The sequence below is a fragment of the Methylobacterium sp. P3_A11 genome (assembly GCF_056403155.1).
In genome coordinates this window covers 110,387-127,838 of the sequence record NZ_JBFUGA010000001.1, presented here as the reverse complement: position 1 = coordinate 127,838, position 17,452 = coordinate 110,387, and the positions used below count along the sequence as shown (strand labels likewise).

13 protein-coding genes are annotated in these 17,452 nt (G+C 70.9%); 8 read left to right on the top strand and 5 right to left on the bottom strand.

Going from position 1 to position 17,452, the window contains the following annotated elements:
- The first annotated feature begins 4 nt into the window (after positions 1-4).
- Positions 5-772, top strand: a complete 768-nt coding sequence (locus AC1DXK_RS00640) for a DUF1223 domain-containing protein (RefSeq protein ID WP_457104400.1) — start codon at positions 5-7, stop codon at positions 770-772.
- A gap of 8 nt (positions 773-780) precedes the next feature.
- Here the strand turns inward: AC1DXK_RS00640 and AC1DXK_RS00635 are convergent, their stop codons facing one another.
- Complete coding sequence (locus AC1DXK_RS00635; RefSeq protein ID WP_457104399.1) at positions 781-1,248, bottom strand: hypothetical protein; 468 nt, start codon at positions 1,246-1,248, stop codon at positions 781-783.
- Between AC1DXK_RS00635 and AC1DXK_RS00630 the strand changes: the two genes are divergently transcribed.
- The 5 genes from AC1DXK_RS00630 (at position 1,247) to AC1DXK_RS00610 (ending at position 7,701) form a co-directional block, all read left to right on the top strand.
- Complete coding sequence (locus AC1DXK_RS00630) at positions 1,247-1,963, top strand: DUF1194 domain-containing protein (RefSeq protein ID WP_457104398.1); 717 nt, start codon at positions 1,247-1,249, stop codon at positions 1,961-1,963. The genes AC1DXK_RS00635 and AC1DXK_RS00630 overlap by 2 nt on opposite strands.
- A 33-nt stretch (positions 1,964-1,996) precedes the next feature.
- Positions 1,997-3,511 (top strand): M81 family metallopeptidase, encoded by a 1,515-nt coding sequence (locus AC1DXK_RS00625; protein ID WP_457104397.1) that lies wholly within the window; start codon positions 1,997-1,999, stop codon positions 3,509-3,511.
- A gap of 147 nt (positions 3,512-3,658) precedes the next feature.
- Positions 3,659-4,729 carry a malate/lactate/ureidoglycolate dehydrogenase gene (locus AC1DXK_RS00620; protein WP_457104396.1) on the top strand — a complete coding sequence of 357 codons (1,071 nt, stop codon included), beginning with the start codon at positions 3,659-3,661 and terminating at the stop codon, positions 4,727-4,729.
- A gap of 102 nt (positions 4,730-4,831) precedes the next feature.
- Positions 4,832-6,142, top strand: coding sequence for an MFS transporter (locus tag AC1DXK_RS00615; RefSeq protein WP_457104395.1), 1,311 nt, complete (start codon positions 4,832-4,834; stop codon positions 6,140-6,142).
- Positions 6,143-6,177: 35 nt separating this feature from the next.
- Positions 6,178-7,701 carry a UxaA family hydrolase gene (locus AC1DXK_RS00610; RefSeq protein WP_457104394.1) on the top strand — a complete coding sequence of 508 codons (1,524 nt, stop codon included), beginning with the start codon at positions 6,178-6,180 and terminating at the stop codon, positions 7,699-7,701.
- 11 nt (positions 7,702-7,712) lie between these two features.
- Here the strand turns inward: AC1DXK_RS00610 and AC1DXK_RS00605 are convergent, their stop codons facing one another.
- A complete protein-coding gene (locus AC1DXK_RS00605) occupies positions 7,713-8,759 on the bottom strand; it encodes a saccharopine dehydrogenase family protein (protein ID WP_457104393.1) in 1,047 nt (348 codons plus the stop codon).
- A gap of 276 nt (positions 8,760-9,035) precedes the next feature.
- On the opposite strand from AC1DXK_RS00605, the gene AC1DXK_RS00600 reads away from it, so the two are divergent.
- Together AC1DXK_RS00600 and putA are read left to right on the top strand one after the other, a co-directional pair.
- A complete protein-coding gene (locus tag AC1DXK_RS00600; RefSeq protein ID WP_457104392.1) occupies positions 9,036-9,728 on the top strand; it encodes a polysaccharide deacetylase family protein in 693 nt (230 codons plus the stop codon).
- 242 nt (positions 9,729-9,970) lie between these two features.
- Positions 9,971-13,651, top strand: coding sequence for a trifunctional transcriptional regulator/proline dehydrogenase/L-glutamate gamma-semialdehyde dehydrogenase (gene putA, locus AC1DXK_RS00595; protein WP_457104391.1), 3,681 nt, complete (start codon positions 9,971-9,973; stop codon positions 13,649-13,651).
- A 4-nt stretch (positions 13,652-13,655) separates the two neighbouring features.
- Here putA and AC1DXK_RS00590 read toward each other — a convergent pair whose 3' ends face one another.
- From AC1DXK_RS00590 to AC1DXK_RS00580, 3 genes are all read right to left on the bottom strand, one after another.
- Entirely contained in the window at positions 13,656-15,248 is a 1,593-nt protein-coding gene (locus tag AC1DXK_RS00590) for an ABC transporter substrate-binding protein (protein WP_477296378.1), read from the bottom strand.
- A 141-nt stretch (positions 15,249-15,389) separates the two neighbouring features.
- Positions 15,390-15,683 carry a DUF2218 domain-containing protein gene (locus AC1DXK_RS00585; protein WP_457104389.1) on the bottom strand — a complete coding sequence of 98 codons (294 nt, stop codon included), beginning with the start codon at positions 15,681-15,683 and terminating at the stop codon, positions 15,390-15,392.
- Between the two features lie 258 nt (positions 15,684-15,941).
- Complete coding sequence (locus tag AC1DXK_RS00580) at positions 15,942-17,387, bottom strand: FAD-binding oxidoreductase (protein ID WP_457104388.1); 1,446 nt, start codon at positions 17,385-17,387, stop codon at positions 15,942-15,944.
- Between the last annotated feature and the right edge of the window lie 65 nt (positions 17,388-17,452).

Below are 17,452 nucleotides of genomic sequence, written 5' to 3'. Positions count from 1 at the left end.
AGCGATGACGCCCCGGCACCGCGCCCCGACCCGCGACCGCCGCGCGCTCCGCGCCGCCCTGATCCTCTGCGCGTCCGTGTCCGCGTCGCAAGGAAGGGCCGAGCCCGTCAGCGCCGTGGTCGAACTCTTCACCAGCCAGGGCTGCGGCGCCTGCCGGTCGGCCGATCCGGTGCTGCGCGACCTGTCGCACAGACCCGGTGTCATCGCCCTGACCCTGCCGGTGACCTACTGGGACTATCTCGGTTGGAAGGACACGCTGGCGCTGCGGCCGCTGACCGAACGGCAGCGCGCCTACGCGCGGGGCCGCGGCGCCCGGCAGGTCTTCACGCCCCAGGTCGTGATCGACGGCAACAGTTTCGCAGTCGGGTCCGACCGCACGGCCCTGGATCGGCTGATCCGCGAGGCCTGCCAGCATGGCGGTCTGCCGGTCCCGGTACGGGGTGAGACGAAAGGCGACCGGATCCTGGTGGAAGTCGGCGCAGCGCCGGAAGCCAAGACCGAGATCCGCGGCGACGTCTGGCTCGTTCCCGTGCTGCGCAGTCGCGCCATCGCCATCCAGGCCGGGGAGAACGGCGGCCGCACGGCGACCTACGTCAACGTGGTGCGGGGCATGCAGCGCCTCGGTCCCTGGACCGGGCAACCGGCCCGCTTCGACGTTCCCGGCACCCAGGCCCGGGTCGCCGACGCGGACAGCTGGGTCGTCCTGCTCCAGGGTGCGGCCGATGGCAAACCGGGGCGTATCTTCGGGGCCGCGAAGGGACCAGGCCTGTAGCGCCGGGCCTATTTCAGGGTGATCGGGTCGATCTGTCGGCGGCCCTCACGGCGATGGCGAGCCCTGGATTCGCGGGCGAGATTTTCGAGGCGCGCGTCGAGCCGGTCGGACAGGCCTGCGACCAACCCGATCGTTCCGTCGATGGCGCGGCTCATCAGCGCCACCGTCTTGGTGACGGCCCCGGTGAGCCCGCCCTCAATGACGCGTCCGATCCGGTGAACAATCCGCATGTCGATGTGTGCCCTCAAACGGAGCGCCGGCGGCGCCTTCGACCAAATGAGATAAGATGGCCCGGCGGCGTCGCGATGCGGCCGAAAGCGGCGCGGAATCGCGTGTTTGGGCCGGAACATTCCCGCCGCATCCGCGCGCTGCGCGCCGTGGCACAGCAGGACCTCGAACCGCAGGGCGGCAGGCTCGTTGCATGCATGCGACCGCCCGCCGTCCGGCGTGGGCGCCTGCGATCGAGTGTCGGCCATGCGGCGACGCCACCTGCTCTCCGCGTTGCTCGCCCTGCTGTCGCTGGCATCGCGACGCGCCCGCGCCGCCGAACCGACCGTGGATCTCCTGTTGGTCCTGGCCGTGGACGTCTCGCTCAGCATCAGCGAAGCGCGTTTCGACCTCGAGCGTACCGGCTACGCCGAAGCGTTCGGCGATCCGCGGGTGCTCCGCGCCATCGCCGAGGGCGCGACCGGTCGCATCGCCGTCACCCTGTTCGATTGGGCGAGCCCCGAGGAACAGCAGGTCGCGGTCGACTGGATGGTGATCGGCTCGGCGCAGGATGCTGCGCTCTTCGCCACCCGGCTCGCCGGCGCCCAGCGGCCGTTCTACGGCCGTACCGCCATCGGCTCGGCGATTGGATTCGCCACCGACCTTCTGGCGCGGGCGCCGTTCCGCGCCGACCGGCAGGTGATCGACATCTCGGGTGACGGCACCGGCAATGCCGGCCGCGCCATCGCGGAGGCGCGGGACGCCGCGGTGGCGGCGGGCATCACCGTGAACGGCCTCGTGATCCTGACCGAGCCCGCGGGGATGCCGGCTTTCCTTCGCGAGCACACCAACCCGCCAGGTGGTCTCGCGGCCTATTACCGGACCGTCGTCATCGGCGGGGAAGGCGCATTCGTGATGGCCGCCGAGAGCTTCGCGGCGTTCGGTCGCTCGCTCGTCGCCAAGCTCGTCCGCGAGATCGCCTGACCGTCCGCCCGCCATTTAGAGGATCGATGATCGATGCGCGTTGCCGTCCTCCAGTTCACTCATGAGACCGTGACGTTCCTGCCGAACGACACCACCCGGGAGGACTTCATACATCCCGGTTCGCCCGCCGCCGGCGAGGCGCTGCTCGCCACCGACCCGAAGGGCTACATGGGCGGTTTCGTTCAGATGGCGCGCGAATATGATGGTGTGGAGCTGGTGGGCATCACGTCGCCGCTCTGGCCGCGCACCGGTACCGCGTCGGGGTGGATCACCGCGGACGCCTACGCGCATTTCGTGGGACTCATGGTCTCGGAGTTGCGCGCGCGGGGACCGTTCGACGGCGTCTACCTCGCGCTTCACGGGGCGATGGCGGTGCGCGGCGTGTCCCGGCCGGAGGCCGACATCGCCCGGCAGGTTCGCGGGGCGGTCGGCGACCGGGCAATCCTCGTCGGAACCTTCGACCTGCACGGCAACGAGGACGCCGCCTTCCTCGAGCACGCCGACATGGCGTTCACGGTCAAGTACTTTCCGCACTACGACGGCCACCTGCAGGGCCGGCGGGCCGCCCGCATGCTGGTCCGCGCCGTGCGCGGCGCCTTCCGGCCGGCCCACCGGACCATCAAGGTGCCGATCCTGTCGCCCACCGTCGTGCAGTGGACCGGCGCCTCGCCCTGGTCGGACCTCGTGCAGCGGGCGCTGGTCTGGGAGGCGCGCGAGCCCGACGTGTACGTCAACGTCTTCTTCGGCTTTCCCTGGGGGGATGCGCCCGATGGCGGCATGACCGTTCAGGCGCTCACCAACGGCGATCCCGATCTCGCCGAACGGGTGGCCGGTGACGTCGCCGCCTTCGCCTGGCGCAACCGGCGCGGGCTGCTCGAATCGACCCGGATCCACCCCATCGCGGACGGCGTGCGCCTCGCCCGGGCAGCCATCGCGGCGGGGGCCGGCCCGGTCGTCCTCGCCGACCACAGCGATCGATCCGGCCGGGCGACCTGGCTCCTGCGCGAGATCCTTCGGCAGGGGCTGACCCGCACCCTGATCGCCACCGTCGCGTCGCCGGACATCCTGGCAGAGGCGGTCGCGCGGGGCATCGCGGCCGGCGATCCCTTCGCGGCGGCGATCGGCGGCGGCGGCGATCCGTCCGCGGGAGATCCGGTCCGGATCGCCGGAACGGTGCTCCACGTCTGCGAGGCGCCGGCGCCCGGCGTCGCCGGCAGCGGCGGCGGAGGCGGCCACTGGCTCTGCATCGCCTTCGGCTCCGGCAACGTGCTGGTCCTGAGCCCGCACCTCGCGCAGATCGTCGAGCCCGACGAGCTGTGGTGCCTCGGCCTGGACCCGGCCGATTTCGACATCGTGGCGATCAAGTCGCGGGTCCATTTTCGCCGCGGATTCGACGACAGCGGCTATGCCGGCACGATCCTGCTCGTGGAACCGCCTGAGCCGTTCCTCGGGACGGTCCGGCTCGACCACCTGCCCTACGAACATCTGCGGACCGGCGACTTCTTTCCCTACGGCGACCCGCCCGGCCCGGCGACGTCGGACCGATGACCGGCCGGACCCTGGGGGTTGTTGCCCAAAGTCGGCCGGGGCGACAGGCGGGCGCCGCCGTCACCTGCGGGTGCTCGCGCCGCACGTTTAAGAACGCTAGGTTCATCCCGCACGTGCCCGGCGAGGCGCGGCCAGGGAGGTGACGGAATGCGGATTTCGGCCGACAGGCTGTCCGCCTATGTGCGGGACATCTTCGTGCGCGAGGGCTGCGCAGAGGCGGAGGCCGAGCGGATCGGCCGATTCCTCGTGGCCGCCAATCTCACCGGCCATGACAGTCACGGCGTCGTCCGCGTGACCCGCTACGTAGAGTGGCTGCGCGCCGGGGAGGTCGAGGCCGGGCGCACGCCCGAGGTCGTCACCGATGCGCCGTCCTTCGCGCTTCTCGACGCGCAATACGGATTCGGGCAGACGGCCGGCCCCTTCGCCACCGATCTCGGCATCGCCAAGGCCAAGGACACCGGCGTGGCCATCGTGGCGCTGCGCCATGCCGGCCATCTCGGGCGGATCGGCGAGTGGGCTGAGCGCGCGGCCGAAGCCGGATTGGTCTCGGTCCACTTCGTCAACGTCGCGGGAAGCCTGCTGGTGGCGCCGTTCGGATCCGTGGAGCGCCGCTTCTCCACGGCACCCTTCGCGGCCGGCTTCCCGGTGCCGGGCGCCGACCCGATCATCCTCGATTTCGCCACGTCGGCGGTGGCCGAGGGCAAGGTGCTCGTCGCCTCCCGCGGCGGCAAGCCGCTGCCGGAGGGCGCGCTCATCGAGCCCGACGGTCGGCTCAGCAGCGACCCGGCCACCCTGTTCGGCCCCCTCGAGGGCGTGGAGCGCGACAACCAGCGCGGCGCCGGGGCGATCCGGGCCTTCGGCGAGCACAAGGGCTCCGGTCTCGCGCTGATGTGCGAGCTCCTCGCCGGTGCGCTGACCGGATCCGGGACCGCAGGTCCGGGCCAGCGCCGGATCTGCAACGGCATGCTGTCGATCTACGTGCGGCCCGAGGCGTTGGGCACCGAGACCGCCCTGGCCGCGGAGGCGCGGACCTATCTCGATTTCTTCAAGAGCGCCCGCCCGATGCCCGGTTCGGAAGTCCTGCTGCCCGGCGAGCCGGAGCGCCGGATGCGGGCCGAGCGCCTGGCCGAGGGTGTCCCGCTGCCCGAACCCGTGTGGGAAACCCTCCTCGCCGCGGGACGCCCCCACGGGCTCGACGGCAACGCCTACCGCGACTGAGCCGGGGCCGCGGCCCGACGAGACGCGCCTGCGGCGACCCCGTCCCGAAAAGGGGCGTCGCGCAGCCCGGGGACGCCATCCCCGGCACTCGGGAGGAACACGATGTCCAGATTGCGCTGGCTGATGATCGGCCTCTGCATGGCCGCCAATGCCATCAACTACATCGACCGCGCCAACCTCGCGGTGGCCGCGCCGACCATGTCGAAGGAACTCGGGCTCAGCGCCACCGACATGGGCCTGATCCTGTCGGGCTTCTTCTGGACCTACGCGGTCATGCAGTTGCCCTTCGGCTACGTGGCCGACCGGGTCGGGCCGCGACTGTCGCTGCTCGTCGCCGTCGTCTGGTGGTCGGCCTGCACGGCGCTGACCGCGATCGGACGGGGCTTCCTGTCCCTCCTCGGCCTGCGCATGCTGCTGGGGGTCGGCGAGGCGGGGGCCTATCCGTCCTTCGCCAAGGTCGCGGCCTCTTGGTTTCCAAGGAGCGAGCGCAGCTTCGCCAGCAGCATCTTCGACAGCGGCTCGCGGGTCGGCTCAGCGCTGGCGATCCCGCTGGTCTCCTGGGTCATCGCCACGCTCGGCTGGCGGGAATCCTTCATCGTGACCGGCGTCCTGGGCTTCGTCTGGGCCGTGTTCTGGATGTGGCTCTACCGCGAGCCTGAGAACCATCCGGCCGTCACACCCGCGGAACTCGCCGCACTCCGGGCCGCGCAGGAGCGGCCCACGGCGGTCGATGCCGCCGACGCCCAGAACCAAGTGCCGTGGCTCTCCCTGTTCCGCTATCGGACCGTCTGGGGGATGATGGCCGGCTTCTTCTGCCTGAACTTCGTGATCTACTTCTTCATCACGTGGTTTCCGACCTACCTCGTCAAGGCCCGGGGCTTCTCCCTCGCGGAACTCGGCACGCTGGGCAGCCTGCCCGCGCTGGCCTCGATCCCCGCCGGCTGGCTCGGCGGGTACGCGTCGGACGCCCTCTATCGACGGGGCTGGAGCCTGACCGCGGCCCGCAAGACCTGCCTGGTCGGCGGCATGCTGATGTCGTCGGTCATCACCCTGTCGATCATCGCGCCGAACGTCTACGTGGCCCTGCTGTGCTTCGCGGTAGCCTACGGCAGCCTCGCGTTCACGGCCGCCTCGATCTGGGCGCTGCCCGGCGACGTGGCGCCGACGCCGGCCCACGTGGCCTCGATCGGCGGCATCCAGAACTTCGCCTCGAACGTCGCCGGGATCGTGACGACGACCTTCACCGGGGTCATGCTCACCGTCACCCAGGGCTCGTTCGTGATTCCCCTGATCGTGGCCGGCGGGTTCTGCCTCCTGGGCGCCTTCATCTACCTGTTCGTGGTCGGGGAGATCGCACCGCTGCCGGTGCGTGACGCCGGCGCCCCGGCCCTGCGCCCCGAGGCCGCGCGGTGAGGGCGCGCGGCCCGGACGAATTCCAGGAGAGACCGATGTCCACTTATCCCGTGATCACCCTTCGGCCGGATGACGGCGTGGCCGTGGCCCGCGGCGCCCTCGAGGCGGGCACGCCGGTCGCCGCCGGCGTGACGGCCGCGGAGCGGATCCCCGCCGGCCACAAGGTCGCGGTCCGGGCCCACCGCAGCGGCGAGCCGGTGACCAAATACGGCCAGATCATCGGCTTCGCCAAGGAGGACATCGCGGCCGGCCGGCACGTCCACGTCCATAATCTCGGGATGGGCGAGTTCGCGCGCGACTACGCATTCGGGGTCGATGCCAAGCCGACGCGCCTCGTGACGTCGCCCGCCACCTTCCAGGGCATCCGCCGCCCCGACGGGCGCGTCGCGACCCGCAACTATGTGGGCATCCTCACCTCGGTGAACTGCAGCGCGCACGTCGCCGACCTGATCGCCGACGCGTTCCGGAGGCACCCGATCCTCGGTCTCGACCCGCTCGCCCCCTATCCCAACGTCGACGGTGTCGTGGCGCTGACCCACAAGACCGGCTGCGGCATGGCGATGGGCGAGCCGCTGCGGCTCCTGCGCCGGACGCTCGCGGGCTATGCCCGGCACGTCAACTTCTCGCACATCGTGATGATCGGGCTCGGCTGCGAGGTGAACCAGATCGGCGCCTTCCTGGAGGAGCAGGGTCTCGCCGACCGGATCCGCAGCATGAACATCCAGAGCCTGGGTGGCACCCGGAAGACCGTCGAGGCTGGGATCGACTTCGTGAAGGGCATCCTGGACGAGGCGAACGTCGTCCACCGGGAGCCGGTGCCGGCGAGCGAACTGATCGTCGCCCTGCAATGCGGCGGTTCGGACGGGTATTCGGGCGTCTCGGCCAATCCGGCGCTGGGCATCGCCAGCGACCTCGTGGTGCAGAACGGCGGCACGGTGATCCTGTCGGAGACGACGGAGACCTACGGGGCGGAACACCTGTTCACCCGCCGCGCCGTGAGCCCGGATGTCGGCCAGAAGCTCGTCGACCTGATGCACTGGTGGGAGGACTACACCCGCAAGGAAGGCTCGGAGATCGACGCCAACCCCTCGCCCGGCAACAAGGCCGGCGGGCTGACCACGATCCTGGAGAAATCGCTCGGCGCGATGGCGAAGGCCGGCAGCACCAACCTCGTCGACGTGCTGCGCTACGCCGATCCGGTCACCGCCAAGGGTTTCGTGTTCATGGACACGCCGGGCTACGACCCCGTCTCGGCCACCGGACAGGTCGCGGGCGGCGCCAACCTCGTGTGCTTCACCACCGGCCGCGGCAGCGTGTTCGGCTGCAAGCCGGCGCCCTCGATCAAGATCGCCACGAACTCCGCCATGTACCGACGTCTCGAGGAGGACATGGACGTGAATTGCGGCACCATCCTCGACGGCGAGGAGACCGTCGAGCAGGCGGGGCGGCGGATCTTCGAATTGATCCTGCAGGTTGCGGGTGGCGCGCGGACCAAGAGCGAGCAGTTCGATTTCGGCTCGTCGGAATTCGCCCCCTGGCAGATCGGGGCGACCGTCTGATCCGCTGCGGCTCAGAGGTCCGTCCGCACCACGTGCGGGAAGCCCAGGATGTAGTCGGGGCCGAAGGCAGTCACGGGAGTGTGGAACCCTGGTGCGACGCGTCCCGCAGCGATGCGCCTCGCCGCGTCCAGCGCGGTCCAGACCGTCAGGGTGTAGCCCTCCGCAGTCACCATGCGGCTCGACGCGCGGTGACCGGCGCCGTCCCAGGCCTCCGCCAGGAAGGTGCTGCGGGCTCTCTGCCGCGCCGCCGCCGACGGTCCGGCCGGCAGCCGGTCGATGCCGCGGTTGATCAGGCGCTGCGCGGTGTCGCCGGCGATGATCCTGCGGAGGCCGGCGGGCAGGCCCGCGGCCGCCGCCATGGCGGGGAGGGCCTCGAAATAGACGTCGATGTTGGGGACCCGCGTCGAGTACCACGCGCTCGACACGTCGCCCCACCCGAGGCCGACGGTGCGTCGCGGGCCGCGGCCGAAATCGGCGGTGCCCCGAGGGGGGCTCGGCAATTCGACGATGCGGCCGTCCCGGCGGACCCGGGTTCCCCAGGCGATGCCCTCGACCATGGTGCGGGCGGTTCCGCGGCTGAAGCCGCCGAAGCCGCCGATGGAGATGCGCAGGTGCGTTGCGCCGGGCAGGCGTCCGGCCACATGGGCGGCGAGGCAGTCGCTCGGCACCACGTCGAAGCCCGCCGCCGGCAGGAGCACGATCCCCGCTGCCTTCGCCGCCGCATCCCGCGCGGCGAGCGCTTCCAGTACCGAGATCTCACCCGTGATGTCGACGTAGTGGGCGCCGGCCGCGAGGCAGGCATCGGCCATCGGCTTGGCGGTCTTGGAGAACGGGCCGGCCGCGTGGATCACGACCGCGATTCCCGACAGCGCGGCACGCAGCCGGTCCGGATTATCGAGGGGTGCGACCCGCGCCTCGAGCGTGAGCCGGGCCGCGATGGGCCGGAGCCTCTCCGGGTCGCGCCCGGCCAGGATCGGCTGCAGGCCCTGCGCGACGGCGTGCTCGGCCAGGAGCTGCCCGGTATAGCCGGTGGCGCCGTAGATCATGATCGCGGTCATGGCGGGTTTCTGCCACCGCTCCCGCGCGTGTCAAAGCACGCGCCGCAACGTTTCGCCGGATGCTAGGACACAGGACCCGGAAGACGACGCGGCGGGCAGCCCTGAATGAGGGGCTACCGCCGCCACAGGAGCGGCACGATGTTCGATGGGATCCCCCGGCCGTCGGCAGCGCGAGACCGCGGCAGGGCCGGATGGTGGCGCGTCGCAGGCTTGGGCGTTGCGCTCCTCGTCCTGACCGCACCGGTCTCGGCCGCGGATCGGGCAGTGATTGTGACGATGCAGCCGGACCTGGCACCCGGTCTGGCGGCGATGCCCCAGATCGAGGCACCGGCCGACGATGCGGAGCGCCGGATCAACACGGCGCTGAAGCGACTGGACGGCAAGGTCAGGAAGGCCGCCGGGCAGTGCAAGGCGGAGGGCGGCGTGCACAGTTCCTGGGAGCGCGGCGTCCAAGTGCCGATGCGCGGTCCGCGCTTTCTGAGTCTGGTGATCAACGACAGCTGGTTCTGCGGCGGCGCGCACCCGGACACCGCCACGATGTCGATCGTCTACGATCTCACCACCGGCGCCCCGGTGGATTGGACCACGCTGCTTCCGCCCGCCCTGACCGGGACGATCGCCCTCGCGGACGGCGCGGACGGGACCAAGATGGTGACGCTGGCCTCCGAGACGCTGCACGCCCTCTACCGCGCCGGCTATCGCCCGAAGTCCGGCGATCCGAAGCGGGATGGGGACGATGCGGACTGCCGCGCGGCGGTCACCGAGACGAATGACGGGAAGCCGCCCGCGATGATGGCGTGGCTCGATGTCGGTGCGGGCGGCCTCGCCGTCCAGTTCGACCTCGCGCACGTCGTCCAGGCCTGTGCGGATCCGGTGGTGATTCCCCTCTCCACGCTGCAACGGGACGGCGCCGAGCCTGTCCTCACCGGGGCGATCGAGGCGGCGCGGGCCACGCAACCCGTGAAGTGATCGGTCAGCAGGGCGAACGGGCCGTGTCCTGCAGGGTCGTGTGGAGACGGGCCGCGCGTCGCGTGTCCGCCCATGTCGCGGGCTCCGTACGAGAACCGGCCTCCGGCATCGTGGAAACGTGCTGCGGCGACGCCCATGCCCCTGCGTCACATGCAGGCGCTGCGGTTCCGAATTCATCCCCGGACGTTTAGCCTGCGGCATCGACGGTGCGCATGACACGGCACCGTGTCCGAGGGGCAGCCATGTCCGGATCCGGCGTCGTCGAGAAGTCCGCCGTGACGATCGATCCCTTCGCCGACTTCGCGCGTCTGTTGCCGAATCTCTCGCCCCTGCGGCAGGCTGTGGTCGCGGCCTGCCGGCGGCCCGAGGCGGCCTGCGTGGCGCCGCTCCTCGATGAGGCGAGGCTGCCGCCCGGAGCCGCCCGGCGCGCCTCCGAGCAGGCCCGTCATCTCGTCGAGTCCCTCCGTCGCCGGCGTCGCCGCAGCGGCGTCGAGGCGCTGATCCACGAATACGCGCTCTCGAGCCAGGAGGGGGTGGCTCTGATGTGCTTGGCCGAGGCGCTGCTGCGCATCCCGGATGCGACGACGCGCGATGCGCTGATCCGCGACAAGATCGCGGGCGGAGATTGGCACGCGCATCTCGGCCATAGCCCGTCGCCCTTCGTGAACGCGGCGACCTGGGGCTTGCTGGTGACCGGTCGCCTGGCCGCGACCCGGGACGAGGCCGGTCTGTCGGCGGCGCTGACCCGTCTGATCGCCCGCGGCGGCGAACCGTTGATCCGCACCGGCGTCGACCTTGCCATGCGGATGATGGGCGAGCAGTTCGTGGCCGGGCGGACGATCGCCGAGGCCCTGCGGCACGCCACAGGGTGGGAGGCCAAGGGCTTCACGTACTCGTACGACATGCTCGGCGAGGCCGCAGTCACAGCGGAGGATGCCGAACGCTACCAGCGCGCCTACGCGGACGCGATCCGGGCGATCGGCGACGCGTCGGCCGGTCGTGGCGTGCTCCTCGGTCCCGGAATCTCGATCAAGCTGTCGGCCCTGCATCCCCGTTACGTCCGGGCGCAGCGCGACCGCGTCCTGGCGGAGCTGTCGCCGCGCGTGTGGGACCTCGCCCGTCTGGCCAGGGATGCCGGGATCGGCCTCAACATCGACGCCGAGGAGGCCGACCGCCTCGACCTGTCGCTGGATGTCCTGGAGGCGCTGGCTGCGGATCCGGATCTCTCGGGCTGGGACGGTCTCGGATTCGTCGTCCAGGCCTACGGTAAGCGTTGCCCGTTCGTCATCGACGTGCTGATCGATCTCGCCCGCCGCAGCCGGCGCCGGCTGATGGTCCGCCTGGTCAAGGGCGCCTACTGGGACAGCGAGATCAAGCGCGCGCAGGTGGATGGGTTGGCGGACTTCCCGGTCTTCACCCGGAAGATCCACACCGACGTCTCCTACCTCGCCTGCGCCCGGCGGCTCCTCGCGGCGCCTGACGCGGTCTTTCCGCAATTCGCCACCCACAATGCACAGACGCTGGCGAGCATCGTCGCGATGGCGGGTTCGGACTTCAGGCTCGGCCAGTACGAATTCCAGTGTCTGCACGGCATGGGCGAGCCGCTCTACGAGGCGGTGGTCGGAGGGGAGAGCCTGCAGCGCCCCTGTCGCATCTACGCGCCGGTGGGCACTCACGAAACCCTGCTCGCCTATCTGGTTCGGCGACTGCTCGAGAACGGGGCCAACACCTCCTTCGTCAACCGGGTCGCCGATGAGACCGTACCCGTCGAGGCGCTGATCGCAGACCCCGTCGCGGCGGTCGAGGCCATGCCGCACCCTGGCGCGCCGCACCCGCGGATCGCGCTGCCCCGAGACCTGTACGCCCCGACCCGCGCCAATGCCGCCGGTCTTGACCTGACCGACGAGGCGGCTCTTGCCGCTCTGGCAGACGGTTTGCGGACAAGCGACGGCACTGACTGGCGGGCGGCGCCGAAAGGCGACAGCGGGTCGGCCGGCGAACCGGTCCGGAACCCGGCGGACCATCGGGACGTGGTCGGGTTCTGCCGCGCGACGACCCCTGCCGCTGCCGAGCGTGCCCTGTCGCGCGCGGAAGCAACTGCTCGCGGCTGGGCGGCGACCCCGGTCGCCGCGCGGGCCGCGACCCTGCGGCGAGCGGCCGCGACGTTCGAGGCCGGAATGCCGGCGTTGATCGGGCTCATCGTGCGGGAGGCCGGCAAGACCTATGCGAACGCCGTCTCCGAGATCCGCGAGACCGTGGATTTCCTGCGCTATGCCGGTGCCGAGGCCGAGCGGACTCTCGCCGGACCGCATGAGCCGCTCGGCCCGGTGGCCTGTATCGCACCCTGGAATTTCCCCCTGGCGATCTTCGTCGGGCAGGTCGCCGCCGCCCTCGCCGCCGGAAACCCTGTCCTGGCGAAGCCCGCCGAGGAGACGCCCCTCATCGCCGCCGAGGCCGTCCGCATTCTGCACGGGGCCGGCATTCCGACGGACGTGCTGCAGGTTCTGCCCGGCGATGGTCGGGTCGGTGCGGCCCTGGTCGGCGATCCGCGGGTGCAGGGTGTGATGTTCACCGGCTCGACGACGGTGGCCAAGGAAATCCAGCGCGCCCTGGCCGGGCGGCTGACCCGCTTCGGCGAGCCGGTGCCGTTCGTGGCGGAGACCGGCGGCCAGAACGCCCTGGTGGTCGATTCCTCCGCCCTCGCCGAGCAGGTGGTGGCGGATGTCATCGCCTCGGCCTTCGATTCCGCCGGCCAGCGCTGCTCGGCGCTGCGGATCCTGTGCCTTCAGGACGAGATCGCCGACCGCACGCTGCACATGCTGCGGGGTGCTCTCGCGGAACTTCGGGTCGGCGACCCCCGCCACCTCGCCGTCGACGTCGGACCGGTCATTACGGCCGAGGCTGCCGCCCGGATCAGCGCCCACGTTGCGGCGATGCGCGACCGCGGCTTTGCCGTGCAACAGGTGCCGCTGCCGACCGAGACGGGCGCCGGGACCTTCGTGCCGCCGACGCTGATCGAGATCGCCGCGATCGGCGATGTCGCGCAGGAGGTGTTCGGCCCGGTGCTTCATGTGCTGCGCTACCGCCGCGACGCCCTCGACCGGCTCCTCGCCGCGATCGACGCCACCGGCTACGGCCTGACCTTCGGCCTGCACAGCCGCATCGACGCGACGATCGCGCAGGTGCTCGGTCGCGTCCAGGCCGGCAACCGGTACGTGAACCGGAACATCATCGGCGCGGTGGTGGGCGTGCAGCCCTTCGGCGGTTCGGGCCTTTCGGGCACGGGCCCCAAGGCCGGCGGACCGCTCGCGCTCGGACGCCTGGTCCGGAGACGGCCGGCCGCGGCCCTCGATGGCCTCCCCGCCGACGACACCGGGATCCGGCCCTACGCGGCGTGGCTGCACTCACGGCAGCGCCACGACCTCGCCGACCGCCTCGCGGCGATCCGCTATCCCGGATCCGCCGCGATCGCCCTGCCGGGACCGGTGGGTGAGCGCAATCTGTACGCGTTGCGTCCCCGCGGACGCATCGCCGCCGTCGCGACGACGGAAGCCGCGCTCCTCATTCAGCTCGGCGCGATCTTCGGCACGGGCAACAGCGCCGTCATCGTCGGGGCCTCGCCGCTTCGGCCCGCGTTCCACGATCTCCCGGCCGACTTGGCGGCACGGATCGCGTGGGCTCCGGATCTCGAAAGTGCCGGCGATCTCGGCGCCGTTTTGTTCGCCGGCGACGCGGCTGGCCTGTGCAGCCTCAACGCAGCGGTCGCGGCCCGGCCCGGGCCGATCCTGACGGTCCAGGCGCGCAGCCCGGAGGCGCTGGCGGCCGGCGATCTCTACGATCCGGCCGGGCTGGTCGCAGAGGTCTCGACCACGATCAACACCGCGGCGGCCGGGGGCAATGCCAGCCTGATGAGCATCGGCTGAGACGTCAGGCCGATCGGCGCAGGTTCCAGAACAACGGCAACCCGGTCAGCATCCCCTCGAGGTCGCGCCTGTAGGCCGTGGGCTGGAAGTACTGGCCACAGGGGAGATAGGCGCCGACATCCAGCGCGCGTGCCTGGATCTGCGCGGCGATGGCCTTCTGGGCGGCGAGGTCCGGCGCGGCGAACCATGCGCTGCGCAACTCTTCCAGAGGGGCGTCGGTAAGCCAGCTCGGCACGCCGGCACGGCCGTTCCCGCGGACGACCAGATGGTAGGCCGGCGACAGGTGATCCAGGCCACCCGAGAAGATGCCGAACATCGACCAGCCCCCCTGATCCAGGGGCTTCGGGTTCAGGATCCGCTGGTTCACCGTCCCCCAGTCGGTGGCGACGACGTCGAGATTCATGCCAAGCTTTCGGCAGACATCGGCCATGACCTCGCAGATCGCGTTGATCCGCGGCACGTCGGTTCCGGAGAGCAATACGACGCGCTCGCCCCGGTAGCCGGCGGCGGCCAGGGCGCGCTTGGCCGCGGCGAGGTCGCGGGGGCCGGTCAGCACCTCCAGGCCGGCCGCGGAGGCCATCGGGCCGCCCGGGGTGAAGATGCCCGCGGGGCCGCGTCGGATCGCCGGATCGCTGCCGGCGACCGCGTCCATCATCTCGGTCTGATCGATGGCCGACAGCAGCGCATGGCTGATGGCGGGATTATCGAACGGCGGCAGGGCGTGGTTCAGGCGGATCTGGCCGATCAGGCCGGCGCTTTCCACCAGCTCCACCCGTACGTCGGGCTGGCGCATCAGGTCCGGCACGAGGTCGACCAGCGGTTGCTCCCACCAGTCGATCTCGCCCGAGCGCAAGGCGCCGGCCGCCGTTGCGCCGTCGGGGATCGTCCGCCACTCCACGCGGTCGAAATGCGCGATCCGCGGGCCGGCGGTGAAGCTCGGTGTGCCGTCCGTACGGGGGCGATATCCGTCGAAACGCCGGTAGACGTTGAGCGAGCCGGGCACGCGCTCGTCGGCGACGAAGCGGTATGGGCCGCTGCCGACGATGTCCGGCACCGCCTGGGTTGCGGCCGTCGTGCTGAGCCGCTCCGGCATGATCGCCGGGAGGTAGGAGGTCGGCTTCGCCAGGGCGTCGGGAAGGAGCGGGAAGGGCCGCTTGAGCCGAAACTCGACCACCGTGTCGGACGGCGCGGACAACGCGTCCACGGCGGCGAACAGCGCCCCCCCGTAGGCGTCGCGCTGCGACCAACGCTTCAGGCTCGCCACCACGTCGCGGCCGAGCACCGGCGTCCCATCGTGGAAGCGCAGCCCCTGCCGCAATGTGAGGCGCCATGTCAGCCCGTCGGCCGTCACGTCGTGACCGGCGACCATCTGCGGCTGGGCTCTGTAAGCCGCGTCGAGGCTGTAAAGCGTGTCGAACACCATCAGCGCGTGGGTCCGCGTGACGTAGTTCGTGGTGATGATCGGATCGAGCAGAGCGAGATCCGCATACGGTACGAACCGCAGCGTCGTCGCCGAGGCCGCCCGCACCAGGGCCGGGCGGGCAAGCGTCCCGGCCATCAGGGCACCGGCGCCTGTCAGCAGGGTGCGTCGCTTCATCGCTCAATCCCGGTCACGGCCGGTTCGACCGCGTGCCGGAGCGTGCAAGCCGCACGCCATCGGAGCAACCCGATCCGGACGTCGGGCAGGCCGCGCGGGCGCAGGTCCGGACGGGTCAGGGCTGCCGAGATGCGTGGACCGTCAGGCGGCGCGCGACCAGCGGATATCGCCGAGGCTCTCGCGGAAGGCGAAGCGGGCGAGGTGATCGGCAACCACGTTTTCCAGCCGAGTGAGGTTCACCGGGTCGGAGCTGTCGATGCGCATCACCAGGGCGTCCGGCTCGGCGTCGAAGGTGCAGACACGGTCTTCACCGAACGGCACGGTGCCGTGCTCGGGGGTCGCCTCGACCTTGAACTTGTGGCTCCAGTGCCGGCAGAGCTGCTGAAGGTAGCGGCTCGCCTCGGTGGTCTGCACCCGGGCCTGTGAGGTAGGCATTCCGTCGGTCTCCAAAAGGATGTGAAACAGCCTGTCGTTGACGGTTCGTCTCTTCTGTCTCGCATCTGCGAGATAGGGTGTCGTCGGAGCAATTGCCATGCCTTCCGCCGACAGATCCGTCGCCGCCGTCACCATTGAGGGTCTGTCCGAAGCCTTAGCGACAGCTTAACGCATCGGGCCGCCGCAGCGGATGACTGCGCAGCGTGGCTCTCCTGCACCCGCTGCCGCGCCGAATTATGGCGCGCTGCACAAAATTGGTCAGGCGGCGGGGTGCCCGATGTCGCGCCGGACGACGACCTTGCCGGGGTTGAGCAGATCGCGCGGGTCGAGGGCAGCCTTCAGGCTCCGCATCAGGTCGAGTCCGACCGGATCGCCGTAGCGCTCGAGTTCGTCGCGCTTGATCAGGCCGACGCCGTGCTCGGCTGCGATCGAGCCGTCGAGCGCGTGCACGATATCGTGAACGATGCGGTTGAACCGGCCCCATTCGGACAGGAAATCGGCCGCCGGCATGCCGGGCGGCTGAGTCAGGTTGAAGTGGATGTTGCCGTCGCCGAAATGGCCGAAGCCGCAAGGCCGAAGGCCCGACATCTCGGCTACACAGGCAGCTTCGGCCCGCTCGAGGAACTCGGGCAGGCGCGACAGCGGGACCGATACGTCGTGCTTGATCGAGGCTCCCTCGCGGGTCTGTGCCTCGGGGATGCCCTCGCGCAGGCGCCAGAGGGCCGCGTTCTGGGCGCTGCTGGCTCCGAGCGCGGCATCGGCGATCAACCCGTCCGCCAGGGCTTGCCCGAGGGCGGATTCCAGCTCCGCCCGCGTATCGGCATCGGGGCGTGCCGACGCGACTTCGATCAAAACGTAACCGCCATGCGCATCCGCGAGCGGCCGGACTGCGCCCGGCACATGACGCAGCACGATTTCCAGGGCGAAGGGCGGGAGGTATTCGAAGGCCGTCAGGTCGCGATCCATCCGCGTCCGCAGGAACACGAACAGGCCCAGGGCGGCGCGGGCCGATCCGAGTCCCACGAAGGCGACACTGGTCGATCGCGGCCTCGGGAACAGCTTCAGCACCGCCGCGGTGACGATGCCCAGCGTGCCCTCCGAGCCGATGAAAAGCTGCTTCAGATCGTAGCCGGCATTGTCCTTGCGCAGCGCTTTCAGCCCGTTCCAGACGCGCCCGTCGGCGAGGACGACTTCCAGTCCCAGGACGAGGTCGCGGGCGTTGCCGTAGGCGAGGACGGCGATCCCGCCCGCGTTCGTGCTGACACCGCCGCCGATCCGGGCCGAGCCGCGGGACGCGTAGGACAGCGGGAACAGCATGCCCGCAGCTTCGGCCGCGTCCTGCACCTCCTGCAGGATCATCCCGGCTTCGACCGTGATGGTCGCGTCGACCGGATCGACCCCGCGCAGACGGTTCATGCGCTCGAGGGACAGGACGACCCCGCCGCGCGGCACGCCGGCGCCGGTGAGACCGGTATTGCCTCCGAGGGGCACAACCGCGACACCGGCCTGCGCGCAGGCGCGCACCGCGAAGGCGACCTCCTGAGTGTCCCCGGGCCGCAGCACGGCCAGCGCCGAACCGGTAAACAGACGCCGGCTCTCTGTCAGGTACGGTGCGAGAGAATCGGCGTCGGTCAGCACGTGCCGCGCGCCGAGCCCGTCGCGGAGGGCGGTGAGCAGGGTGTCGAGGTCGGTGGTCGGCGTCATCACGCGGATTCTGTAGGCTGGAACATGCGCGAAGCAAGCGTCGCTATGGCGCGCGGTGGCGCGGA

Bases quoted from the DNA above. Each gene is read 5' to 3' on its own strand.
- AC1DXK_RS00640 (WP_457104400.1), top strand. From the start codon at position 5: ATGACGCCCCGGCACCGCGCCCCGACCCGCGACCGCCGCGCGCTCCGC.
- AC1DXK_RS00630 (WP_457104398.1), top strand. From the start codon at position 1,247: ATGCGGCGACGCCACCTGCTCTCCGCGTTGCTCGCCCTGCTGTCGCTG.
- AC1DXK_RS00635 (WP_457104399.1), bottom strand. From the start codon at position 1,248: ATGGCCGACACTCGATCGCAGGCGCCCACGCCGGACGGCGGGCGGTCG.
- AC1DXK_RS00625 (WP_457104397.1), top strand. From the start codon at position 1,997: ATGCGCGTTGCCGTCCTCCAGTTCACTCATGAGACCGTGACGTTCCTG.
- AC1DXK_RS00620 (WP_457104396.1), top strand. From the start codon at position 3,659: ATGCGGATTTCGGCCGACAGGCTGTCCGCCTATGTGCGGGACATCTTC.
- AC1DXK_RS00615 (WP_457104395.1), top strand. From the start codon at position 4,832: ATGTCCAGATTGCGCTGGCTGATGATCGGCCTCTGCATGGCCGCCAAT.
- AC1DXK_RS00610 (WP_457104394.1), top strand. From the start codon at position 6,178: ATGTCCACTTATCCCGTGATCACCCTTCGGCCGGATGACGGCGTGGCC.
- AC1DXK_RS00605 (WP_457104393.1), bottom strand. From the start codon at position 8,759: ATGACCGCGATCATGATCTACGGCGCCACCGGCTATACCGGGCAGCTC.
- AC1DXK_RS00600 (WP_457104392.1), top strand. From the start codon at position 9,036: ATGCAGCCGGACCTGGCACCCGGTCTGGCGGCGATGCCCCAGATCGAG.
- putA (WP_457104391.1), top strand. From the start codon at position 9,971: ATGTCCGGATCCGGCGTCGTCGAGAAGTCCGCCGTGACGATCGATCCC.
- AC1DXK_RS00590 (WP_477296378.1), bottom strand. From the start codon at position 15,248: ATGAAGCGACGCACCCTGCTGACAGGCGCCGGTGCCCTGATGGCCGGG.
- AC1DXK_RS00585 (WP_457104389.1), bottom strand. From the start codon at position 15,683: ATGCCTACCTCACAGGCCCGGGTGCAGACCACCGAGGCGAGCCGCTAC.
- AC1DXK_RS00580 (WP_457104388.1), bottom strand. From the start codon at position 17,387: ATGACGCCGACCACCGACCTCGACACCCTGCTCACCGCCCTCCGCGAC.